17 protein-coding genes are annotated in these 21,299 nt (G+C 30.0%); 7 read left to right on the forward strand and 10 right to left on the reverse strand.

Annotated features, from left to right (window positions below):
- Positions 1-9: 9 nt before the first annotated feature.
- The 5 genes from ABHQ57_RS08395 to ABHQ57_RS08415 form a co-directional block, all read right to left on the reverse strand.
- Positions 10-1,239, reverse strand: a complete 1,230-nt coding sequence (locus ABHQ57_RS08395) for an Nramp family divalent metal transporter (RefSeq protein WP_073182973.1) — start codon at positions 1,237-1,239, stop codon at positions 10-12.
- A 169-nt stretch (positions 1,240-1,408) separates the two neighbouring features.
- A complete protein-coding gene (locus ABHQ57_RS08400) occupies positions 1,409-1,972 on the reverse strand; it encodes an RNA polymerase sigma factor (RefSeq protein WP_082118657.1) in 564 nt (187 codons plus the stop codon).
- Positions 1,973-2,207: 235 nt separating this feature from the next.
- Complete coding sequence (locus tag ABHQ57_RS08405) at positions 2,208-2,414, reverse strand: hypothetical protein (protein ID WP_047789493.1); 207 nt, start codon at positions 2,412-2,414, stop codon at positions 2,208-2,210.
- Positions 2,415-2,528: 114 nt separating this feature from the next.
- The gene (gene murB / locus ABHQ57_RS08410) at positions 2,529-3,539 is read right to left on the reverse strand and encodes a UDP-N-acetylmuramate dehydrogenase (protein ID WP_073182968.1); all 1,011 of its coding nucleotides are present in this window, start codon (positions 3,537-3,539) and stop codon (positions 2,529-2,531) included.
- A complete protein-coding gene (locus ABHQ57_RS08415; RefSeq protein ID WP_167713951.1) occupies positions 3,540-4,730 on the reverse strand; it encodes a pyridoxal phosphate-dependent aminotransferase in 1,191 nt (396 codons plus the stop codon).
- 158 nt (positions 4,731-4,888) lie between these two features.
- Between ABHQ57_RS08415 and ABHQ57_RS08420 the strand changes: the two genes are divergently transcribed.
- On the forward strand, positions 4,889-6,229 hold the full coding sequence (locus ABHQ57_RS08420) for an aspartyl protease family protein (RefSeq protein WP_047789496.1): 1,341 nt from the start codon (positions 4,889-4,891) through the stop codon (positions 6,227-6,229).
- Between the two features lie 46 nt (positions 6,230-6,275).
- Here ABHQ57_RS08420 and ABHQ57_RS08425 read toward each other — a convergent pair whose 3' ends face one another.
- The gene (locus ABHQ57_RS08425; RefSeq protein ID WP_047789497.1) at positions 6,276-6,680 is read right to left on the reverse strand and encodes a DUF1573 domain-containing protein; all 405 of its coding nucleotides are present in this window, start codon (positions 6,678-6,680) and stop codon (positions 6,276-6,278) included.
- Between the two features lie 187 nt (positions 6,681-6,867).
- Between ABHQ57_RS08425 and ABHQ57_RS08430 the strand changes: the two genes are divergently transcribed.
- A complete protein-coding gene (locus ABHQ57_RS08430) occupies positions 6,868-9,507 on the forward strand; it encodes a valine--tRNA ligase (protein ID WP_167713950.1) in 2,640 nt (879 codons plus the stop codon).
- A gap of 161 nt (positions 9,508-9,668) precedes the next feature.
- On the forward strand, positions 9,669-13,433 hold the full coding sequence (locus ABHQ57_RS08435) for a transglutaminase domain-containing protein (protein WP_167713949.1): 3,765 nt from the start codon (positions 9,669-9,671) through the stop codon (positions 13,431-13,433).
- Positions 13,434-13,508: 75 nt separating this feature from the next.
- Here ABHQ57_RS08435 and ABHQ57_RS08440 read toward each other — a convergent pair whose 3' ends face one another.
- From ABHQ57_RS08440 to ABHQ57_RS08455, 4 genes are read right to left on the reverse strand one after another with little or no spacing between them, the layout of a single operon-like run.
- A complete protein-coding gene (locus ABHQ57_RS08440) occupies positions 13,509-14,237 on the reverse strand; it encodes a head GIN domain-containing protein (RefSeq protein ID WP_167713948.1) in 729 nt (242 codons plus the stop codon).
- A gap of 22 nt (positions 14,238-14,259) precedes the next feature.
- The gene (locus tag ABHQ57_RS08445; protein ID WP_167713947.1) at positions 14,260-15,330 is read right to left on the reverse strand and encodes a hypothetical protein; all 1,071 of its coding nucleotides are present in this window, start codon (positions 15,328-15,330) and stop codon (positions 14,260-14,262) included.
- Positions 15,317-15,847, reverse strand: coding sequence for a hypothetical protein (locus ABHQ57_RS08450; protein WP_047789500.1), 531 nt, complete (start codon positions 15,845-15,847; stop codon positions 15,317-15,319). Before ABHQ57_RS08450 ends, ABHQ57_RS08445 begins: the two co-directional genes overlap by 14 nt.
- Positions 15,837-16,403, reverse strand: a complete 567-nt coding sequence (locus tag ABHQ57_RS08455) for an RNA polymerase sigma factor (RefSeq protein ID WP_231128417.1) — start codon at positions 16,401-16,403, stop codon at positions 15,837-15,839. Before ABHQ57_RS08455 ends, ABHQ57_RS08450 begins: the two co-directional genes overlap by 11 nt.
- Before the next feature lie 199 nt (positions 16,404-16,602).
- On the opposite strand from ABHQ57_RS08455, the gene ABHQ57_RS08460 reads away from it, so the two are divergent.
- The 4 genes from ABHQ57_RS08460 (at position 16,603) to ABHQ57_RS08475 (ending at position 21,207) form a co-directional block, all read left to right on the forward strand.
- The gene (locus tag ABHQ57_RS08460) at positions 16,603-17,460 is read left to right on the forward strand and encodes a hydroxymethylglutaryl-CoA lyase (RefSeq protein ID WP_047789502.1); all 858 of its coding nucleotides are present in this window, start codon (positions 16,603-16,605) and stop codon (positions 17,458-17,460) included.
- A gap of 4 nt (positions 17,461-17,464) precedes the next feature.
- Entirely contained in the window at positions 17,465-18,271 is an 807-nt protein-coding gene (locus ABHQ57_RS08465) for a hypothetical protein (protein ID WP_047789503.1), read from the forward strand.
- A gap of 37 nt (positions 18,272-18,308) precedes the next feature.
- The gene (locus ABHQ57_RS08470; RefSeq protein ID WP_167713946.1) at positions 18,309-19,868 is read left to right on the forward strand and encodes a bifunctional UDP-sugar hydrolase/5'-nucleotidase; all 1,560 of its coding nucleotides are present in this window, start codon (positions 18,309-18,311) and stop codon (positions 19,866-19,868) included.
- A gap of 133 nt (positions 19,869-20,001) precedes the next feature.
- Complete coding sequence (locus tag ABHQ57_RS08475; RefSeq protein WP_167713945.1) at positions 20,002-21,207, forward strand: DUF4856 domain-containing protein; 1,206 nt, start codon at positions 20,002-20,004, stop codon at positions 21,205-21,207.
- Positions 21,208-21,299: the final 92 nt, after the last annotated feature.

The following is a 21,299-nucleotide window of genomic DNA, read 5'->3' on the forward strand; positions in this document are numbered from 1 at the left end:
AGAAAAGATTTATAAACTAAGTAAAAACCAAATACTAAATCCGAACAAAAAAACAATACCTATAAGACTCAAAATGCGTAAACCAATATTTGGTCTGTACTTTTTTGGCGTATGCTTACCAGTAATTAAGATATAGTTAAGAATAGCATAAAACGGAGCTGTTAAAAAAGATAAAACTGTGGCTATTCGTACAAGAAATACCATATCACTTAAAAAACAATATAAAATAACAGAGGTTCCAAGCGTTAACAGTAGTAACCAAAACCAGTAGCCTAATTTTATTGTTCTTGTTGTTCTCGGAAAAAGTAAAAAAGAAGATTTTTCCATAGCTCTTGGTGAAGCATCTAATGTTGTAATGGTAGTACTAAACATAGTTGTAAAAGCTGCAATACCAATAAATACAGAAGAAAATTCTCCTAAGTTTTTTGTGTATAAATTGATTAGTTGAGAAGCAAAAATAGTTCCTTTACTAGAGAATGATTCTCCTGATTGATGCATAACTAAAGCACCTAACATAACAAAACAAACTCCTAAAAATAAGGCTCCAATATAGCCAACATTAAAATCAAAAATGGCTTGTTTAGGCTTTATTTTTACAAAAGTAGTTTTGTCTTTTTCTACCGACCATAAAGAATGCCAAATAGAAATATCCAACGGAGCGGGCATCCATCCTAAGAAAGCAATTAAAAAGGTTACTTGAGCTGTTCCGCTAGGTATTATTTGTTGAAAGCTAAAACCCTTGTCAGTTTTAAATAGGGCAATGTTTACGGCTATTATAGTGCTAATGGTTAAAATAGCAATAATATACTTCATTAAGTTATCTAAAAACTTGTATTTCCCTATGCCTAGTAAAACAATACTGATGAACATAATTAATACAGACCACGCTACTAAATCAAGTGAAATACCAAAAATATTAGAAGCTAAACTGGCTGTAACAATAGTTACTGCAGCTTGAATGGTAAACATAGTTGCAATATTTAATATGAAATAGCTGATTAAAACTCCTTTACCAAGTTTTTTATAACCATCTAAAAGCGTTTCGCCTGTTGCTGTAGCATATCGAGGGCCAAATTGAAAAAAAGGATATTTGATAATGTGTACTAGGAGTAAAGCCCATAGTAAACCAAAGCCAAAATCGGCACCAGCTCTAGTTGATTGTACTAAATGGGAAACACCTATGGCAGCACCAGCAAATAATAGTCCAGGGCCTAATAGGTTTAAGAGAGATTTTTTCATGAAAAAGAGAGCTTAAAAGTTTAAATAGTCACCATCTTTTAACTTTTCAAACAAAGTTTTCAGATGCTTTTTTTCTTCTCTTTTTGGTTGAAATTCTTTTTTATGTAGATATTTTCTTATTGCATTAAACTGTAAAATCATAAAGTTTTGATTTTTATGGTTTTGCAATTTATGATTTCTTTATTATTTCAGCTAATAATTTTTTTGCACGTAATAATTTTACTTTTACATTATTTATCGGTTCCCCAATTTGCTCAGAAATTTCTTTATAACTTAATTCTTGAAAATACCGAAGGTTGATGACATCTTGATATTTTGGTTTTAATTTTTTAATGTCTTTTAGAAGTTTCGCTAAGTTTTGTTCAGTAATAATTTTGTCTTCAGGAGACGGAGCGTCATCAACAACAGCATACACTTCTTTTTCTTGTTCTTCAGTTGTTTGTGTATATATGGTAGATTTTTTCTTTCGAAGAGAATCGATGTATACGTTTTTTGAAATTGTAATTAACCAAGTTTTGAATTGATAGTTTTCATCAAAAGTTTCAATTCTATCAAAGGCCTTAGAAAAAGTCTGAATAGTAATATCTTCAGCATCATTATCATTTTTGGTTTTTTTCAGCTGAAAAGCATACACGCTCCCCCAGAAAGTATCTAATAAATAATTAAAAGATATTTGATTTCCTTTTTTAGCTTGTTGAATGTGGTGAAATACTTTTTCCTGATTTATGTCCAATGCTTGGGTTTCAAAATTTGATTTGATATAAATATACTAATTTATAGCGATATTCGGTAAATACCAAGTATACAGCTATAAAAAACTAAGTAACTCTAGTTATGGAAGAGTAATATCTTGAACGATATAACATCTAAACATAGATTTTTTTACTTCCTTTTGCAAAATAGTAGCTGCTGTAAGAGAGAAGGGTAAAGTGATAAATTCTAAAAAAGATTAGTTAATTGGTACTTGTTTAATTATTATGTTGAGGTTCACTACAAGTATCAAACTGGTCTGGAGTTTTACCACAAAATCCACAAGCTTCACCACTCTCATTTAACATCGGGTTTTGGCTAGCACAAGTACCAGCAAACTCTCCGTCTTTTTTTGCCCAAATTTTAATGGCAATTCCAGCAAATGCTAACGCTAATAATCCTATGGTAACAAAAATTAATTTCATGATGTATTGTTTTGTACTGCAAAGATACGAACTTCATATTTTTTTGTATAAAATTAAATAAATTTATACTAATGAAATTGAAGTATGGCTAAAATGTTAGAATTAATTGTAATTTTATAAAATAATGTTTACCTCTATTTCTAGGTTAATATTAAACTTTTCTTTGATAGTGTGTTGAATATTTTGTGCCAATTCATAAATTTCATTTCCCTTTGCATTTCCGTAATTCACTAAGACTAAGGCTTGCTTTTCGTGGACTCCATAGTCGCCAAAACGCTTTCCTTTAAATCCACTTTGTTCAATTAACCAACCAGCTGGTACTTTAATTTCAGTATCAGAAATAACATAACTAGGAGTATTAGGATACTTTTTCTGAAGTTTTTCAAAATGTTCTCTTGAAATTACTGGATTTTTAAAGAAACTACCACTGTTTCCTATTTCTTTTGGGTCTGGTAATTTTGATTGACGTATGGCGATTACAGCATCAGAAATATCTTTTATAGTTGGATTTGTAATATCTTTTGAAGCTAACTCAGACTCAATAGCTCCGTAGGAAGTATTAAGTTTGTGATTGTTTTTAGTGAGTTGAAAACTTACTGAAGTTAACACATATTTCCCTTTGGCTTCGTTTTTAAATATGGAATTACGGTATCCAAACTGACATTCTTCCGCAGAAAAAGAAACTAATTTTCCTGTTTTTATTTCAACAGCTTCTACTTTTGTGATAGTATCTTTTACTTCAACTCCATAGGCTCCAATGTTTTGGATAGGACAAGTACCTACATTTCCAGGGATTAGAGATAAGTTTTCCAGTCCACCATAGTTTTGAGAAACGCACCACAACACAAATTCATGCCAGTTTTCACCAGCATTTACAGTTATGTAGATGTCATTATTATTTTCTCTATCAATAGAAATTCCTTTAATATCAATATGTACAACTAGGTTTTCAATATCTTTGGTAAGTAACATGTTACTACCACCAGAAATTAAAAAAAGATTTTTTTCCTCTTTTAAAAGCTGTTGTAGTTGGTATACAGAAGTAATAGAAACAAAACGTTTGGCATTTACATCAATACCAAACGTGTTGTACTCTTTTAAAGATATGTTTTCTTGAATATTCAATTAACTATTATATTTTTCTAAGGCGATTTTTAATATCTCAACTGAACGTTTTAAATCGGCTTTGTTTAAAACATAGGCAATACGCACCTGATTTTTTCCTTCACCTTCGGTAGAATAGAATCCACTTGCAGGAGCTACCATTACCGTTTCATTATTATCGCTGAATTTTTCTAAAATCCATTGAGCAAAGTCATCAGTATCTTTTACTGGTAATTCAGCAACACAGTAAAAAGCACCTTTAGGATTGGCAACTTTTACTCCTTCAATTTTTTGTAACTCAGAAATTAAGGTATTTCTACGATCCTCATACTCTTCAATAACTTCATCAAAGTAACTTTGAGGAGTATCTAAAGCAGCTTCACTGGCAATTAAGGCATAGGTTGGTGGGCTTAGACGTGCTTGAGCAAATTTAATAGCTGTTCCAATAAAATCTTCGTTTTTAGAAACAATACAACCAATTCTTGCACCACACATACTGTAACGTTTTGATACAGAGTCAATCATAATAGCATTTTGTTCTAATCCTTCTAAAGCCATTACTGAATTATGCTTTTCACCATCGTATGTAAATTCACGATATACTTCATCAGCAATTAAAAATAAATCATGTTTTAACACAATTTGTTTTAGCTTTTCAATTTCTTCTTTGCTGTATAAATATCCAGTTGGATTCCCAGGGTTACAAATTAAAATTGCTTTAGTTTTTGGAGTAATTAACTTCTCAAAATCTTCAATAGCAGGTAAAGCAAAGTTATTTTCAATTTTAGAAATAACAGGAACTACTTTTACTCCTGAAGCAGTAGAAAAACCATTATAGTTAGCATAAAAAGGTTCAGGGATAATAATTTCATCTCCTGGATCGGTAATACTACCAATAGTAAATAATAAAGCCTCTGAACCTCCTGTAGTAGCAATAATATTATTAGCCATTACATGAATATCATTTTTAGCATAATAGTTAGCTAGTTTGGTTCTGTATTCTTCTGAACCTTCAGATCTAGCATATGATAATACTTCAATACTATTGTTTTTTACTGCGTCTAAAGCAACTTGTGGTGTTTTAATATCAGGTTGACCAATATTTAAATGATAAACTTTTGTTCCATTTTTTTTAGCAGCCTCAGCAAAAGGAACCAATTTACGAATTGGTGATTGAGGCATTGCGTTTCCTTTACTAGAAATTGATGGCATTTTTAAATTAAATTAGTTGTTTGAAAGGCAAATTTGCAAAATATATTTGAGAGTATTAGAATGTTTACGATGAAAAAATCGGTTAAAAAAATCATAAAAACCAGAATTTCTAAAATGAAGGTTGTATATTTAAGTATATAACTATAAAATAAGTTCTTTTGAATAGATTATTACTATACTTTTTTATACTTTTTTTAAGTACTTCAGCTTTTACTCAACAAAACTTTCAGTTTTTAGGTAAAGAGATTGATAAACAATCGATAAAGTTTCAGTTAATTAACAATTTAGTCGTTATTCCATTGGAAATTAATGGACACAAACTATCATTTATTTTGGATACAGGGGTAAATAAGACAATTTTATTTAATCTAACTTCTAAAGATAGTATTGGTTTAAATAATGTAAAAAAAGTGTTTATAAGGGGGTTAGGGAGTGGAGCTCCAGTAGAAGCATTATTTTCTAGAGGTAATAATTTTAGAATTAAAAACATAGCTAGTTCTAATCAAGGGTTATATGTTATTTTGAAAGATGCTTTTGATATTTCTGCTAAAATGGGAACAACCATTCACGGTATTATAGGGTATGATTTATTAAAAGATGTTATAGTCAAAATTAATTATGCTAGCAAGAGGATTGATTTTTACAACCCTAAAACTTATAAACTGAATGTATGTAATAGATGTGAAAGTTTTCCTTTACAATTTTATAGAAATAAACCTTACATAGATGTAAATGTGCAAGTTGATACTTTGAAAACAACAATGTTACCAGTAAAATTATTAATTGATACAGGAGGTAGTGACGCAGTTTGGTTGTTTGAGGGAACAAAAAAAGAGTTGAAAACACCTAAGAAGTTTTTTAAAGATATAATAGGAGAGGGGTTTAGTGGTACTATCTATGGAAATAGAAGTAGGCTTCAGAAAATTTCTATAGGAAAGTTTAAAATAAGTGAACCAACAGTATCTTTTTTAGATTCTTCATCAACCTTTAATGCCAGACAATTTAAAGAAAGGAATGGTAGTATTGGCGGAGGAATTTTAAAACGTTTTAAGGTATGGCTTGATTACCCGAATAAAAGAGTAATACTGAAAAAGAACGCTTCATTAAATAGAGGCTTTTATTATAATATGAGTGGTCTACATATAATATATGATGGGCAAGAGTTAATAAAAGAAAAAGGAGCGACTAAGTTTGAAGATGCTTATGGTTCAAATAATCAAACACAAAAAAGTAATGTAATTTCTTTAGTAAGTACATATTTTTATCGTTTTAAGCCTAAGTATAAAATAGATAAAGTAGTAGAAAATTCACCAGCTTTTAAAGCAGGTCTTCAAATTGGAGATGTAATAAAGAGAATTAATGGAAAGGCAGCACATGAATATCATTTAAATGAGATTATAGATATGTTTCATACAAAACCAGGTAAGAAAATAAAGATAGAAGCAGAAAGAGCAGGTGTTAGGCTAAGGTTTATGTTTAAGCTAGAACAAAGAATATAAAAAAAGCTCAACATTTGTTGAGCTTTTTTTTATGTATAATAAGTTTTTAGCTATCGCTTACCGTACTTTTCTCTTTGGCAGGAGTTGCATCCTTTACAATGAATCCTTTAATTTTAACTCTTTTTCTTTTGTTTTTAGCATTTGAAATAACAGTTAAAGTTTTAGAAAAACCACCTAATCTTTTTGTGTCATAAGAAACTTCAATTTGTCCTTTTTTACCAGGCATAATTGGTTCTTCAGGTTTAGTAGGTACTGTACATCCACAAGGAGATACGATATCCTTAATTATAATAGGAGCTTCACCTACGTTTGTAAATTCAAATACGCGTTTTCCTTCAGACCCATAAGCTATTTTTCCATAGTCAATAGTTTCAGTTTCAAATTTAAATTCTTGAGCGCTTACTGTTAAGGTAATAAAGCAAACAGCGATAAATGATAAAATTGTTCTCATAATGTTAAAAATTAATTTTTTAGGGTATTAACCGCTACAAATTTAGTATTATTTCTTTAAGTTCTAAAAAAACAACCTCTAATTTTCTGTACCTCATAGATAGTTGTATTTTTGCTAATCGAATTTCAAAAACAATGCCAAAGGTTAAAAAATGTTAAATTATTAACCATAAAGATACACATAACATATGAATATTCCATCAAAATATAATTCCAAAGAAGTAGAAGGAAAATGGTACGATTACTGGATGAAACACAATTACTTTCATTCAGAAGTAGATGAACGCGAACCCTATACAATTGTTATACCGCCACCAAACGTTACAGGAGTATTACATATGGGGCATATGTTAAACAATACAATTCAAGATGTGTTAATTCGTCGTGCTCGTTTACAAGGAAAAAATGCGTGTTGGGTTCCAGGTACTGACCACGCCTCAATTGCTACTGAAGCAAAAGTAGTAGCGAAATTAAAAGAACAAGGTATTGATAAAAATGATTTAACTCGTGAAGAATTTTTAGCACATGCTTGGGAATGGAAAAATGAGTATGGAGGGATTATTTTAGATCAATTAAAAAAGTTAGGAGCTTCTTGTGATTGGGAACGTACTGCATTTACCATGGATCCTGCATTGTCAGAATCAGTAATTAAGGTATTTGTGGACCTATATAATAAGGGATTAATTTACCGTGGATACCGTATGGTAAATTGGGATCCTGAGGCTAAAACTACACTTTCTGATGAAGAGGTTATTTATGAAGAACGCCAAGGAAATTTATACTATTTACAGTATGATATTGTTGACTCTGAAGAGAAAGTAACTATAGCAACAACACGTCCTGAAACTATTCTAGGAGATACAGCTATTTGTATCAACCCAAACGATGAACGTTTTACTCATTTAAAAGGTAAGAAAGCTATTGTTCCTCTTTGTAATAGAGAAATCCCAATTATTGAAGATGAATATGTAGATGTTGAATTTGGAACAGGTTGTTTAAAAGTGACACCTGCTCACGATGAAAATGATAAAGCTTTAGGAGATAAGCACAACCTAGAGGTAATAGATATCTTTAATGAAGATGCTACCTTAAATTCATTCGGGTTACATTATGAAGGAAAAGACCGTTTCGTAGTTCGTAAAGAAATTACCAAAGAATTGGAAGAGAAAGGCTTTTTAGTAAAAACAGAAGTTCATACCAATAAAGTAGGGACATCTGAAAGAACGAAAGCAGTAATAGAACCAAGGTTATCAGATCAATGGTTCTTAAAAATGGAAGAGTTGGTAAAGCCAGCTATAGAAGCTGTACTAGGTGAAGATAGAGAGGTGAAGTTGTTCCCAAGAAAATTTGAAAATACATATCGTCACTGGATGGAAAACATTCGTGACTGGAATATCTCACGTCAGTTATGGTGGGGACAACAAATTCCTGCTTTCTATTTTGGAGACGGGAAAGAAGATTTTGTTGTTGCAGAAAGCATAGAAGATGCAGTTAAATTAGCTCAAGAAAAAACAGGAAATACATCATTAATAGCTTCTGACTTAAAACAAGATCCAGATGCATTAGATACTTGGTTTTCTTCTTGGTTATGGCCAATGTCAGTTTTCGATGGAATACGTAATCCTGAGAACGAAGAAATCAAGTATTATTACCCAACCAATGATTTAGTTACCGGACCAGATATTTTATTTTTCTGGGTGGCACGTATGATTATTGCTGGATATGAATACAAAGATGAACGTCCGTTTGAAAACGTATACCTAACAGGCTTAGTACGTGATAAGCAACGTAGAAAAATGAGTAAATCTTTAGGGAACTCACCAGATGCTTTAAAGTTAATTGAAGATTTTGGAGCTGACGGAGTTCGTGTAGGGTTATTATTAAGTGCAGCGGCTGGAAACGATTTATTATTTGATGAAGATTTATGCCAACAAGGAAAAGGATTTGCTAATAAAATTTGGAATACCTTCCGTTTAATTAAAGGGTGGGAAATAGACGAAAGTTTAGCGCAACCAGAAACGGCTAAAATAGGATTAGCTTGGTATGAGGCTAAGTTTAATAAAGTGTTGTTAGAAATAGAAGATCACTTTAGTAAGTATCGTTTATCAGATGCTTTAATGGCAATTTACAAGTTAATTACTGATGATTTTTCATCATGGTTATTAGAAATTGTAAAGCCAGGATACCAACAACCAATCGATGCAAAAACATACAAAGCTGTAATAGAAGTATTAGAGAATAATTTAAAAGTATTACATCCATTTATGCCTTTCTTAACAGAGGAAATTTGGCAACACATTACAGAAAGAACTCCTGAAGATGCATTAATTATAGCTAAATATCCAACAGTAGGAGAAACAAATGAAGAATTGATAACGAATTTTGAATTTGCTACAGGGGTTGTTTCAGGAATTAGAACAATTAGAAAAAATAAAAATATTTCGTTTAAAGACGCAATTGAACTGTCTGTTGTAAATAACGAAAAGTTTACAAAAGAGTTTGATGTAGTAATTCAAAAGTTAACGAATGCTTCAGAAATTAACTATGTTACCGAAAAGGTAGAAGGTGCAGCGTCTTTCCGTGTAAAATCAAATGAATATTTTGTTCCGATTTCGTTAGATACCATTGATGTAGAAGCAGAAATAACTAAGCTAAATGCAGAGTTAAAAAGAGCTGAAGGTTTCTTAACAGGAATTCAAAAGAAGTTGTCTAATGAACGTTTTGTAAGTAATGCACCAGAGCAAGTGATTACGTTAGAACGTAAAAAAGAGTCAGACACCTTAGCTAAAATTGAAACAATTAAAGCTAGTTTAGCTTCTCTACAGTAAGTTAATTGTTTTAAATAAATAAAAAAGTCCGCTGTAAACCTACAGCGGACTTTTTTTATGATTTTTTAGGATATTATGTTCTATTTACTTAGGTTTGGATTAGTATCAAAAAATGCTATATTTAAAAACTTACTATGATTTATTATTTTACCTACCCAAGAATGAAAAACATATTTACTTGTATGATTTTTCTATTTTTTTCTTTAACTATAAATGCGCAAAAAAACCTCGAAATATGGAGTGCTTTGTTAGATAATAACCGGGATAAAGCACTTAGTTTAGTAGATAAACTAAATTATGAAGATGATGTTGAGAATCTAATTCTGAAGAAGCTAGTAGAAATGGAGAATGGTAATATGCGTAGTGACCATGAACTATTGAAGAAAATTTCTAATTATGAGAACTATGAAAACTATATGTTTTCTAATTGGACAATGAATTACTTTTTTAGTGATTATTTCGATATGGGGTTTAATTCTGAAACATATAAGTCACCTCAGTTTATAGATGCTTCTCAAGTAAAGAATACAACGGTTAAGAATGGGCTTTTTTATTTACAATCGATAACTAAAAGAAACCTTAAAGATTGGGATTCTTATACTATGTTAATGAATAATATAAATGCTGTAAGAGATTGGGAGCATTGCGGTGTTTTTGAAAATTTAAATTCTAGCGGTATAGATATGCCTTATCCTCCAGAAGAGGAATCGTCGAATAAAGTGGTTTTTGATGCTCAAAGTAACGGAGATGCACAATGGTATAAATCATCGAACAATTCTGAAGTATATAATTTGTTTACTAACCACTCTGAATATGGGGCAGGAGTTCATTATGCTCAAACATTTATTGAGTCTTCAAAAGATCAAAGAGTTTTAGTAAAGTTAGGTAAAGGAGGGTTAATTCGTTTTTGGATTAACGATGTATTGGTTTTAGAAGACGATGATCAGTATAATACAGAATTAGACGCTTATACTTATGAGGTAAATCTTCAAAAAGGAGTTAATAGGTTTTTAATTAAGTTGGCAACAAATGGAAGTAATCCATATTTTATTTTAAGAATGGAAGACTTAGAAGGAAAGCCTTTAAAGAGTTATAAGACATCGTTTGTTAATAGAAATTATAAAAAAAGTAGTGTAAAAGAAGTAGACCCTAAACTAGTTCCTCATAGTATAGAAAAGTATTTTGAGGAAAAACTTAAAAATCCAGATTACGACACTAATTTGATAAAATTTAATTTATTTCTTACTTATTATAGAAATGGAAGAATAAATAAAGCAATGAACCTTTTAGAAGATTGGTATGAGAAACATCCTAAGAGTTCATTGATACGAACTTGTTTAGCGGAATGTTATAGTGCAAAAGGGGATGATAGTGCTTTAAAAAGAATACAGGATAATTTAAAAAGAGAAGACCCAAATTACTACATGTCTTCTTTTTTAGAGTATCAGGGATTTGACGACTTAATGAGGTTGGATATTGAGGCATATGAAAAGAAAATGAAAAAAATTAAAAACTCAATTAATTACCCATTTATTGAAAAAGTGTCTGATTTCATGATTTTCTTACGTCGAGAAAATAAGTTAGAAATGAAAGAGAAATTAAAGGAGTTGCTAGAAGATAAAACATTGCCATCAAGTATGAAATCTGTTTTTTCTGAATTTTATACTAAACTTTTTAATGATGACAAAGCCACAATAAACACTTTAGAAAAATATAATAAATTAGAGTTTAACTCAGAAGTTATAAAGTATTTAGGTTACTATTATAAAAAACAAAATAGAGTTGAAGAAGTAGTTGATTTGTATACTGAGGTTATAAACAGGTTTAGTTATGATAATGATTTTTTATATAGATTAATTAAATTATTTCATGATACAAATCAATATAAAAGGTCCTTACCTTTTATAGAACAAGGGATTGAAAACTATCCAAATTCATATGCTTTTATAAAGGCAAAAGGAGATGCTTATGTTCAATTAGGAAAGAAAAAAGAAGCCATAAATCTATATAAGATAGCTCTAGATAGAAGTCCATCAGATCATAAATTGAGAAAAAAAATTAATGATTTAGAAAATAAGAAGAATGTACTTGATGAATTTAGTTTAAAAGATGCTTATGGATATATTAATCAGAATAGAAATAAGAATACCACAAATAATTATGGTATAAATACATTATTAAATCAAGTAACGGTCTTAAGTCATAATAGAGGAGGAGGAGAATTTCAAGAAACTTTTATTCAGGAAATAACTTCTTTAAATGGTGTAGATATTTTTAAAGAATATGATTTAGGCTTGTCGGGAGATTATCTAATAAAGAAAGCAGAAATAATAAAACCTAACGGAGAATCTATTCCTGCTGATCGTAATGGAGCTAACCTTGTTTTTTCTGGGTTAGAAATAGGGGATGTTGTTTATGTAGATTACGTAACAACTTACTCAACTTACGGTAGGTTTTATAAAGATTATATTTTAAGTCATGGGTTTAAAGGGTATCATCCTATTTCCAAAAATATTTATAGGCTCTTAACTTTAGATAAAGAAGTAAATCAAGTAGTAAAGAATGGAGATCTTAAGTATCACACATATAAAAAAGGAGATTATTATGTTCATGAATGGGAACTAAATAATGTGCCTGGTATTCCAATAACAGAAGACTATATGCCAGCTTTTAACGATGTAGTAACGAGATTAAGTGTTAGCTCTATTAATTCTTGGAATGATATAGCTTCTTGGTATTCTGATATTGTTAGAAAGCAGTTAAAAGTAGATAAAAAGGTAGAAGAAGTATTCAATGAAATATTTATAGATGGATACAAGCAATTATCAGAAAATCAAAGAGCAAAAAAGATTTATTATTATATAACGGACAATTTAAATTATAGTCACGTAAGCTTTAGACAAGGAGGGTATGTACCACAAAAACCATCAAAAACAATAAAAACTAAACTAGGAGACTGTAAAGATTTTTCATCTTTATTTTTAGTTTTAGCAAAAAAAGCCGAGTTAGATGTAAATATGGTTTTAATCCTTACTGCAGATTATGCTAAGAGCCAGCTATTGCTTCCAAGTACCGATTTTAATCATTGTATTGTTAAGGTAAAAATAAATGGAGAAGCTCAATTTTTAGAGCTTACAGATAAGCATTTACCATTTAAATCATTGCCAATGTCTCTTCGTGAAGCAACTGCTTTAGAAATACCTTATGATAACTCAACCAAAGTTGTTGAAGGTTTATTTAAACTAAACAATGTACTTAGAGAAAAAGCAAAATTTATAAGTATTACCGACTTAAATTTACATAAAGAAGAGTCAGAAATTGAGTTAGAGACACAAGTCACTGGTCATTTAGCATCTTATTATATTGATGTTTTAACAAATAAAGAAGGTGAATTATTAAAAGATGAACTTCATCAAGAGATTTCTAATAGAACAAGTGAACCTGTTAAATTTAATGATATTGAAAAAATAAAGGTAAATAAAAACAAAGGAACAGCTTTATATAAAATGAAATTAACTTCAGACATAAAAATAAACAAAGTAGCAGATTTACAGACGTTTAAGGTGCCGTTTTTTTTAAATCCGTATAATAATTTAGTTATTCAATTAGATAAACGATTGTATCCAATAGATTATAGAAAATATGAAAATTCTGATTATTATAAAGAAAAAATAATTGTAAGGCTTAAAGAGAATGAAGAGTTTGTAGGCTTACCAGAAAAAAATACTTATAGTTTTAAAAATCATAGTTATTCAATTTCTTACAAGCTAATTAATAAAAATCTTTTAGAAATAGATATTGAGTCTAATGTATCTTCTGATTTGATTACTCCTAAAGATTATATTCAGTTTAAGAATTATGTAGAAAAAGTTCTAGATACAAGAGAGGTTCTAATTGCTTTTAAAAGTATAAACCAGATAGATTAAGGGTTAGTACCTTTTAAAAAAGAATAAAAAAGTCCGCTGTAAACTTACAGCGGACTTTTTATATAGTAAGATACTTTAATTTCTATCAATAACATTTCCAGAGCCTAAAGAAGTCTTATCTATGTCTGAAGGGTTTCCTTTATAATATATACTTCCAGACCCTACTATTGTAGCTTTAATCTTATTGTTAACGGTTACTGATACATCACCAGAGCCAGCAATACTAGCTTTTAAAGAACTTGTTTTTAAATCGTATGCTTTTATATTTCCTGACCCACCAATAGAACATTTTAAGTAGTCACTTTTTCCTTTTAGTTTAATGTTTCCAGAACCGCCAATAGAAGTTTTAACAGTATTAGCGTCTACACTGGCTATAATATTTCCGGAACCTCCTAAACCAAAAGAAATTACATCAGCCTTAATACGTTTTTTTGCAATTATATTTCCTGATCCTCCTAAAGCTACGGCTTCAATTTTTTCAAAAGGAATAGTTACTGTTAGCTTTTTTGTAGCTTTAATATTGGTGTTTTGTTTAAAGTGTACATTTAATTTTCCGTTTTTAACTTCAGTTTCAATATACTTTAAAATATTTTCCTCTCCTTCTAAGGTTACTTTACCTTCGGTTCCGTTAATTAAATAAACATCAAATGAGCCTCCAATGTTTACTTTGTCAAAAGAACCGATTTTTCTAATTTCTGTAGTAACGTTTCCGTTTCCTTTAATTTTTTTTGAATTCCACCAGCTTTGTGCTTGTGTTTGAAAGCTAAAAAAAAGAGATAATAATAAGATTGCTAATTTCTTCATTGTAATATAATTTGTAAGTTGGTTAATCATTTAATTTTAAAGAAACACCTCCGTATTTAGATTTTATGGTAATGGTAGAATTAGAATTTCCTTTACCAAAAGTTCCCTCGTAGTATTTTTTAGATGATTTATTAATGCTTTTAAACATGTTTACATAGTTTTCAGGATATCCAAATCCAGCATAACCTAAATCAACAGTAAAAGTAAAGTTGTTATTACTATTCGTGCCAAGTTTAATTCCAGCATAACTTCCATCAATAACAATACTTTCAAAGCCTTTTTTAATATTTCTAACTCTAACACTACCGTAATCAGTATTAATTTTTAAGTTTTTTCTAATAGTACCTATTTTTATGCTAGCATAATCAGAATTACCATTAACGTTTGAGGCATCATCTATAGAAATACTTCCATAATCACTATTAAAATCAATATCGGTTACAGTACCTATTTTCATGGTAGAATAATCGGCACTTACTTTTAAGTTCTCTGATTTTATAATAGCTAACTTAGAGTAGTCAACACTTAAGTTTCCTGATTTCATAAAGTTAATTTCAGAAGTACCACAATAATCTAAATTAATGTTATTAGTTCCATTTAATAATTGATCAATTTGTATTTTACCATAATCACAATTAATATTAGACTTACCTTCTAATTTATCTAGCTCAATGTTTCCGTATTTATTATTTAAATCAGCATTGTTGGTGATTGGCATTTTAACAAAGTAGTTAATTTTGTAGTTGGTGTTATTATTACCCCACCAAGACCAGCTTGATTTTGTTTTTTCAATAATGGTTCTGGCTTCTACTAAACTAGGTGTAGCTTCAAATTGAACATCAATTGCTTTTAACTTACGTTCAACGTTAGATAAGTCATTGCCCTTAACGGTTATTTTGACATTAATTTCTATCCTGTTTTCGTTCCAAGTAGCTACATTTATATTACCATATTTATTGTTAATGTATAAGGTTGCGTTTTTGTTAACCGAAAATGTTTTACGTATGTTTTTGCTTTTTTCGTGATTTTTATCATTAGCTACTAAAAGAGTAGGAATGAATAACAGTAGGAAAAGTATTTTATATAATTTCATCTTCTAATATTTCTAATTTTGCGGGGTTTTGTTGTAATTCTAATCGTAAAAGAAGTTTTTCTAATACATCTAATCGTTGTTGATAATTTTGTATCATTTCTCTGATGATTTGATGTTTATTATCTCTTTTAGATAGTTCTTTTACGAGCGTTTTGTATTGGTCTTCTAGCTCTTCAATTTCATTTAAAGAATCTTCAATAACTATTTCGGTTTCTAAATTCCTATATTGTTCAACTTCCTTTAATTCTTGATTTATAGTTGTAACAAAAAAGTTTTGAGCCTCTGCCATTTTGGGCGAAATATCAGCTAAGTCATAGGTGTTTTTTTGTTGATAACTACCAAGATAAAATCCTAAAAATAATACGATTGAAGCTGCTATGCTCATCCAAAAATAAGATGGTCTTTTAGCTCGTTTTGGCGATTCTAGTTTTCGTTGAAATCGATTTAAATGTCCTTGATGAGGCTCGAAAACATCAAAATCATTTTCTTTAAAAAACTGATGTAGTTTATCCTCCATATACTTGTGTTTTATTAGTATTAGCTGCTAATACTTGTTTTAATTTCTTTTTTGCTCTAGATACTGTTGTTCGCACATTTTCATTGGTGTAATTTAATATCTGAGCGATTTCATCATAATCATAACCTTCAACAAGGTTCAAGGTCAATACAATTCTGTAATTATCCTTTAAACTTTGCAAACAGCTTATAACTCTTTTAACTTCTAAAGAACTATAGTCTATCTCAATATCTTCTACTTCGTAGCTAGGAATCACATCCATTCGTACTTCATCATATCGAGTAACTTTCTTTAATTGGGTTAAACTTTTATTAATCACAATTCTTTTTAACCATGCACCAAAAGTAACCTCACCTTTAAAGCTATCTAACTTCATGAAAGCAGTTAAAAATGCTTCTTGGATTAAATCTTCTGCCTCAAACTCGTCTTTTAAGATACGATATGACGTATTATACATAGCTTTGTAATAGTTTTGATAAACCTGCATCTGAGCAGCATTATCGTTCTTTTTACAGCGTTCGATTAGTTGGTTAATATGTGTATGTTGAGACTCCAATAAAATCATTCTACACTAGAGACAATTTAACTTTAAAATTGTGACAGTTTATATCAATAAAAGTAAAATATTTTTTATAGTTTTAAATTTTATATTGATATTTTGTTGATAATTAAAGTGTTGTGTGTTTTGTTTTTTGTTAGGGATCGGAAGATTAAGACAAGTGAAAAAATGAATCAAAATATGTATATTTGACACAATGGTGAATAGTGTTAAAATTATTGAATGTCCAAGGGACGCAATGCAAGGAATTAAAAGTCATTTTATTCCTACAGAGGCAAAGGCTAAGTATATTAATTCACTGTTAAAAGTAGGGTTTGACACTATTGATTTTGGAAGTTTTGTATCACCAAAGGCAATTCCGCAAATGAGAGATACAGCTGAAGTTTTATCGATGTTAGATTTATCTACTACTACAAGTAAACTTTTAGCAATTGTAGCAAATGTTCGAGGAGCAAATGATGCTTCACAATTTGAAGAAATAGATTATTTAGGATACCCTTTTTCAATATCAGAAAACTTTCAAATGCGGAACACGCACAAAACAATTGATCAATCTATAGATACCCTAAAAGAGGTATTAGCCATTGCTAATCGAACAAATAAAGAGGTCGTAGCTTATTTGTCAATGGGATTTGGAAATCCGTATGGAGATCCTTGGAGTGTTGAGATAGTTGGAGAATGGACCGAAAAACTTTCGTCGTTTGGTGTTAAAATATTATCTTTGTCAGATACAATTGGAAGCTCAACACCTGAAGATATAGATTATTTATTCTCAAATCTAATACCAAGTTACCCTCAAATAGAATTTGGAGCTCATTTACATACTACACCAATTAAGTGGCACGAAAAAGTTGATAGTGCATTTAAGGCAGGTTGTCGACGTTTTGATGGAGCTATTAAAGGGTATGGGGGGTGTCCAATGGCTAAAGATGATTTAACAGGTAATATGCCTACGGAGAAATTGTTATCTTACTTTACATCAAATAAAGTAATAACTAATATAAAACCAATGAGTTTTGAAAGTGCATATAATAAAGCCCTAGAAGTTTTTTAAAAAAATGATGAAATTAAATATTGTTTTTCTTTTTTTCTTTATTTCAGCTTTTTCTCAATCTGTTGATAGTGAAAGAATAGGAGTATGGGACGTGAAAGGCAATAAAATAATTAAAAATCATTCTGTAAGTGATGAATTAGCTTCTTATTATTGGAGTGAGTTTAATAGAATTTTTCCAAAAGAGCTCACTCAAAAATATATAAAGCGTATTGTTTTAATGACAGATGGGGTTGATGAAAAAACAGGTGCTTTAGTAGCTTTGAGTTCAAAAAATGATAAATGGCAATTAGAAATTGATATTAGAGATGTAAACTTTGAAACTAAAGATAAAAGAAGATTACACGAGTCTGTTTATACCTTAGTTCATGAGTTTGGACATTTGTTAACACTTAATAGAACTCAAATAAGGCCAACGAATAAAAGAAAGCAAGAAGAAGGAGAGTTATATTTAACTCATGAGGGAGAGGCTTATAAAGATAGTTATATTAACAGGTTTGTTAATATTTTTTGGAAAGGAGCCCTTTTAAACCGTTGGGATGTTATTCAACGAAAATACTGTTATACAGAGGCAAATTGTGTAGAAAAACTATATGATTTATATTTAAATAACAGAACAGAATTTCTTACAGACTATGCAGCAGAAAGTCCAGAAGAAGACATCGTAGAAAGCTGGACAGCTTTTGTGTTAAGGCCTAAAATAAAGAAGCCTAGAACTATAGCACATAAAAAAATAAATTTCTTTTATCAATTCCCTGAATTGGTAGAATACAGAAAAATGATTAGGCAAAACACACGTCAATATCTTCACTAAATTTGTAAATTTGATTTCTTTATCAAAGTAAAATCAAATGAAACAAGTTAGAATTCTTATAGTATTTCCCATAATCTTATTGTTTATAGTTAGTTGTAATTTAAATAAAAAAACAGCTAATGCTTCTACAAACAAATATCAGTTTACAAAAGATGCCGATAAAACGTACTTTACAATACTTCAGTTAAATGATGTTTATGAAATAGCGCCAATACAAGGAGATAAATATGGCGGAATGGCACGGGTGGAAACCGTACACCAAGACTTACTTAAAGAAAATGAACAAACAATGTTAGTGTTGGCAGGAGATTTTTTATCACCTTCTTTGCTTGGAACAATGAAGTATAATGGAGAACGAGTAAGAGGAAAACAAATGGTAGAAGTTATGAATGCTATGAATTTTGATTTAGTTGCTTTTGGTAATCATGAATTCGATTTAAGTTACACACACTTACAAGCGAGATTAAACGAGAGTAAATTTGAATGGATTTCTGCTAATGTTTTGCATAACATAGATGGTAAACACTCGTATTTTCATAAAATAATTGATGGAAAAAAACATAGTTTAAAAGATTCTTATATAAAAGAATTTGTAAATCCAGATGGTACAAAATTAAAGGTAGGTTTTATAAGTGTTTGTATACCTTCCAACCCTAAGAGTTATGTATATTATGGAGATATGTACGAAGAAATAAAGCGGGCATATAATGAGATTAAAGATAATGTTGATATAGTTATTGGGTTAACCCATGCTTCGCTAACTCAAGACAAAGAAATAGCAAAAATATTACCTAATGTGCCTTTAATAATGGGTGGACATGAGCATACCAATAGTTACGATAAAGTAGGAGAGGTAGTAATTACCAAAGCAGATGCAAATGCTAAAACGGTCTATATTCATAGATTTGAATATGACCCAGCAACTAAGAAAACTCAATTTAAGTCAGAGTTAAAAGAGATTAACGATTCGATAATTTCAAATAAAAAAGTAAAAGCTGTAGTTGATAAATGGCAGGTTGTTTTACAAAGTAAAATTCAAGAAGTAGTTTCTAACCCTTATGAAGTTATATATACAGCTAAAGAACCTCTTGATGCAAGAGAAAGTACTATTAGAAGTGTTCAAACAAATATGGGTAAGATTATAGCTGAGTCTATGAGTTTAGCATACAATAACGAAGTTGACTGTGCATTAGTAAACGGAGGTTCTGTTAGGATAGATGATGTACTAGCAGGAGATATAAATGCCGTTGATATTTTCAGAGTTTTGCCTTATGGAGGTGAAGTTTTAAAAGTAGAAATCAAAGGAAGTCTATTAAAAGAAGTGTTGGACTTTGGAGAAGCTGCTTCAGGAACAGGTGCCTACTTACAACGATTTAATGCTAAGAAAGAAAACGGAAAATGGATTCTTAAAAAAGGAAAACTTCAAGAAGATAAAAACTATACAGTTGCTTTTTCAGATTATTTATTAAGAGGTCTTGATATACCTATACTTTCAAATAAAAGTAAAGATGTAATGCATATTTATAAACCAAAAAAAGATGAAATGGCTTATGATATTCGTAAAGCAGTTGTAAACCTTTTTGAAAAAAATAAATAGATTGATTTTACTTCATGTGTAACTAAGTAAAATATGTTAAAAATTATTTAAAATAAGTCTTAATAAGATTTGGTGAAATAAATTTCTTACATAAATTTGCCAGTAAATTTAATTAAAACTTAATCTAAATAAAATGAAAAGAGTATTTCTTTCAATGTTAGCTATATCAGCTCTAGTATTTACATCTTGTTCAGACGATAATGATAATGATGTAAAACCACCAGTGGAAGCTCCAGCTACTTATGCGTTTACTGGTAAAGACGGTAAGTCAAATGTAAGTTTTACTGGGCAAGAAGCACGTTTAGTAATGGCGTCAGAATTAAAGTCCGCTTTAGGAACCAATACAAAAACAGAAGCTCAATTAATAGAAATGTTTAAAGATGGAAAAGGATTTGCAGGTACTGTACCATCTAATAATAAATCTGTAAATGAGAGTGGTAAAAAATTAAGAGGAACAGTTGCATCTGCAACAAACTCTAACGTAGATGCTGTTGAAACAGATGAGTTAAGGCTAAAAATGGATGGATGGATTAAAGATCATGCAACAGAGGTATATGCTAATTGGAATACAGATGCTGCTGCTGGTACAGCAGGAAAATTAACTACAGGTAGTAGAACAGTTTATGTGAGTGCTAAAGGAGTTGAGTATAATCAAGCAGTAGCTAAAACATTAATAGGTTCTGTGATTGCAGATCAAATGATAAACAAGTATGTTTCTCAAAAATTTATTGATGATAATAAAGCAGATCATGAAGCAGGAAAACCATACAAAGGAGATGATACCAAAAATTATACAGCTTTACAACATGGTTGGGATGAAGCTTATGGGTATTTATTTGGTTTAGAAGAAGATCCTGCAAAACCAGTTAATTCTTTAGACGACAGAAAAGGCTTCCTAAACTCATATATTAAAAGTGTTGATAATGATAGTAAGTTTAAAGGAATTTTTGATGATGTTTATAATGCATTCAAATTAGGAAGAGCAGCAGTAGATGCTAATGATTATGAATTAGCAAGCAAGCAAGCTGAAACTATTAGAGCATCAGTATCTAAAGTAATAGGGGTTATGGCTGCACATTACCTATTAAAAGGAAAAGGAGCTAAAGATGCAAATAGTTTACATGCATTATCAGAAGCATACGGTTTTTTACAATCTTTAAGATTTGTTGAAATTAATGGACAACAAGTTGAAAAAAACCAAATAGCAGGAACTATCGCAATGTTAGAAGCTGATAATGGTTTATGGTCTATTACAGACGATCAATTGGACCAAATTGCATCTAGATTAGGAACCTATTTTGGATTCACAACAGAAGATGTAGTTAGTTTAAATGATTAAAACCATTAAATTAAGATAAATTAAAATAGCCATGTATAGTTACATGGCTATTTTTTTTTATTTTTGCGTGTTTATTTAGATTAATAAAAAAT

The organism is Tenacibaculum sp. ZH5_bin.1, from assembly GCF_042865525.1.
Lineage (GTDB): Bacteria > Bacteroidota > Bacteroidia > Flavobacteriales > Flavobacteriaceae > Polaribacter > Polaribacter mesophilus.

Excerpts from the sequence above, each read along its gene's own strand:
- ABHQ57_RS08440 (WP_167713948.1), bottom strand. The coding sequence starts at position 14,237 with ATGAAGAAATTAGCAATCTTATTATTATCTCTTTTTTTTAGCTTTCAA.
- ABHQ57_RS08435 (WP_167713949.1), top strand. The coding sequence starts at position 9,669 with ATGAAAAACATATTTACTTGTATGATTTTTCTATTTTTTTCTTTAACT.
- ABHQ57_RS08465 (WP_047789503.1), top strand. The coding sequence starts at position 17,465 with ATGATGAAATTAAATATTGTTTTTCTTTTTTTCTTTATTTCAGCTTTT.
- ABHQ57_RS08450 (WP_047789500.1), bottom strand. The coding sequence starts at position 15,847 with ATGGAGGATAAACTACATCAGTTTTTTAAAGAAAATGATTTTGATGTT.
- ABHQ57_RS08470 (WP_167713946.1), top strand. The coding sequence starts at position 18,309 with ATGAAACAAGTTAGAATTCTTATAGTATTTCCCATAATCTTATTGTTT.
- ABHQ57_RS08475 (WP_167713945.1), top strand. The coding sequence starts at position 20,002 with ATGAAAAGAGTATTTCTTTCAATGTTAGCTATATCAGCTCTAGTATTT.
- ABHQ57_RS08425 (WP_047789497.1), bottom strand. The coding sequence starts at position 6,680 with ATGAGAACAATTTTATCATTTATCGCTGTTTGCTTTATTACCTTAACA.
- ABHQ57_RS08430 (WP_167713950.1), top strand. The coding sequence starts at position 6,868 with ATGAATATTCCATCAAAATATAATTCCAAAGAAGTAGAAGGAAAATGG.
- ABHQ57_RS08405 (WP_047789493.1), bottom strand. The coding sequence starts at position 2,414 with ATGAAATTAATTTTTGTTACCATAGGATTATTAGCGTTAGCATTTGCT.
- ABHQ57_RS08445 (WP_167713947.1), bottom strand. The coding sequence starts at position 15,330 with ATGAAATTATATAAAATACTTTTCCTACTGTTATTCATTCCTACTCTT.
- ABHQ57_RS08460 (WP_047789502.1), top strand. The coding sequence starts at position 16,603 with ATGGTGAATAGTGTTAAAATTATTGAATGTCCAAGGGACGCAATGCAA.
- ABHQ57_RS08395 (WP_073182973.1), bottom strand. The coding sequence starts at position 1,239 with ATGAAAAAATCTCTCTTAAACCTATTAGGCCCTGGACTATTATTTGCT.
- ABHQ57_RS08415 (WP_167713951.1), bottom strand. The coding sequence starts at position 4,730 with ATGCCATCAATTTCTAGTAAAGGAAACGCAATGCCTCAATCACCAATT.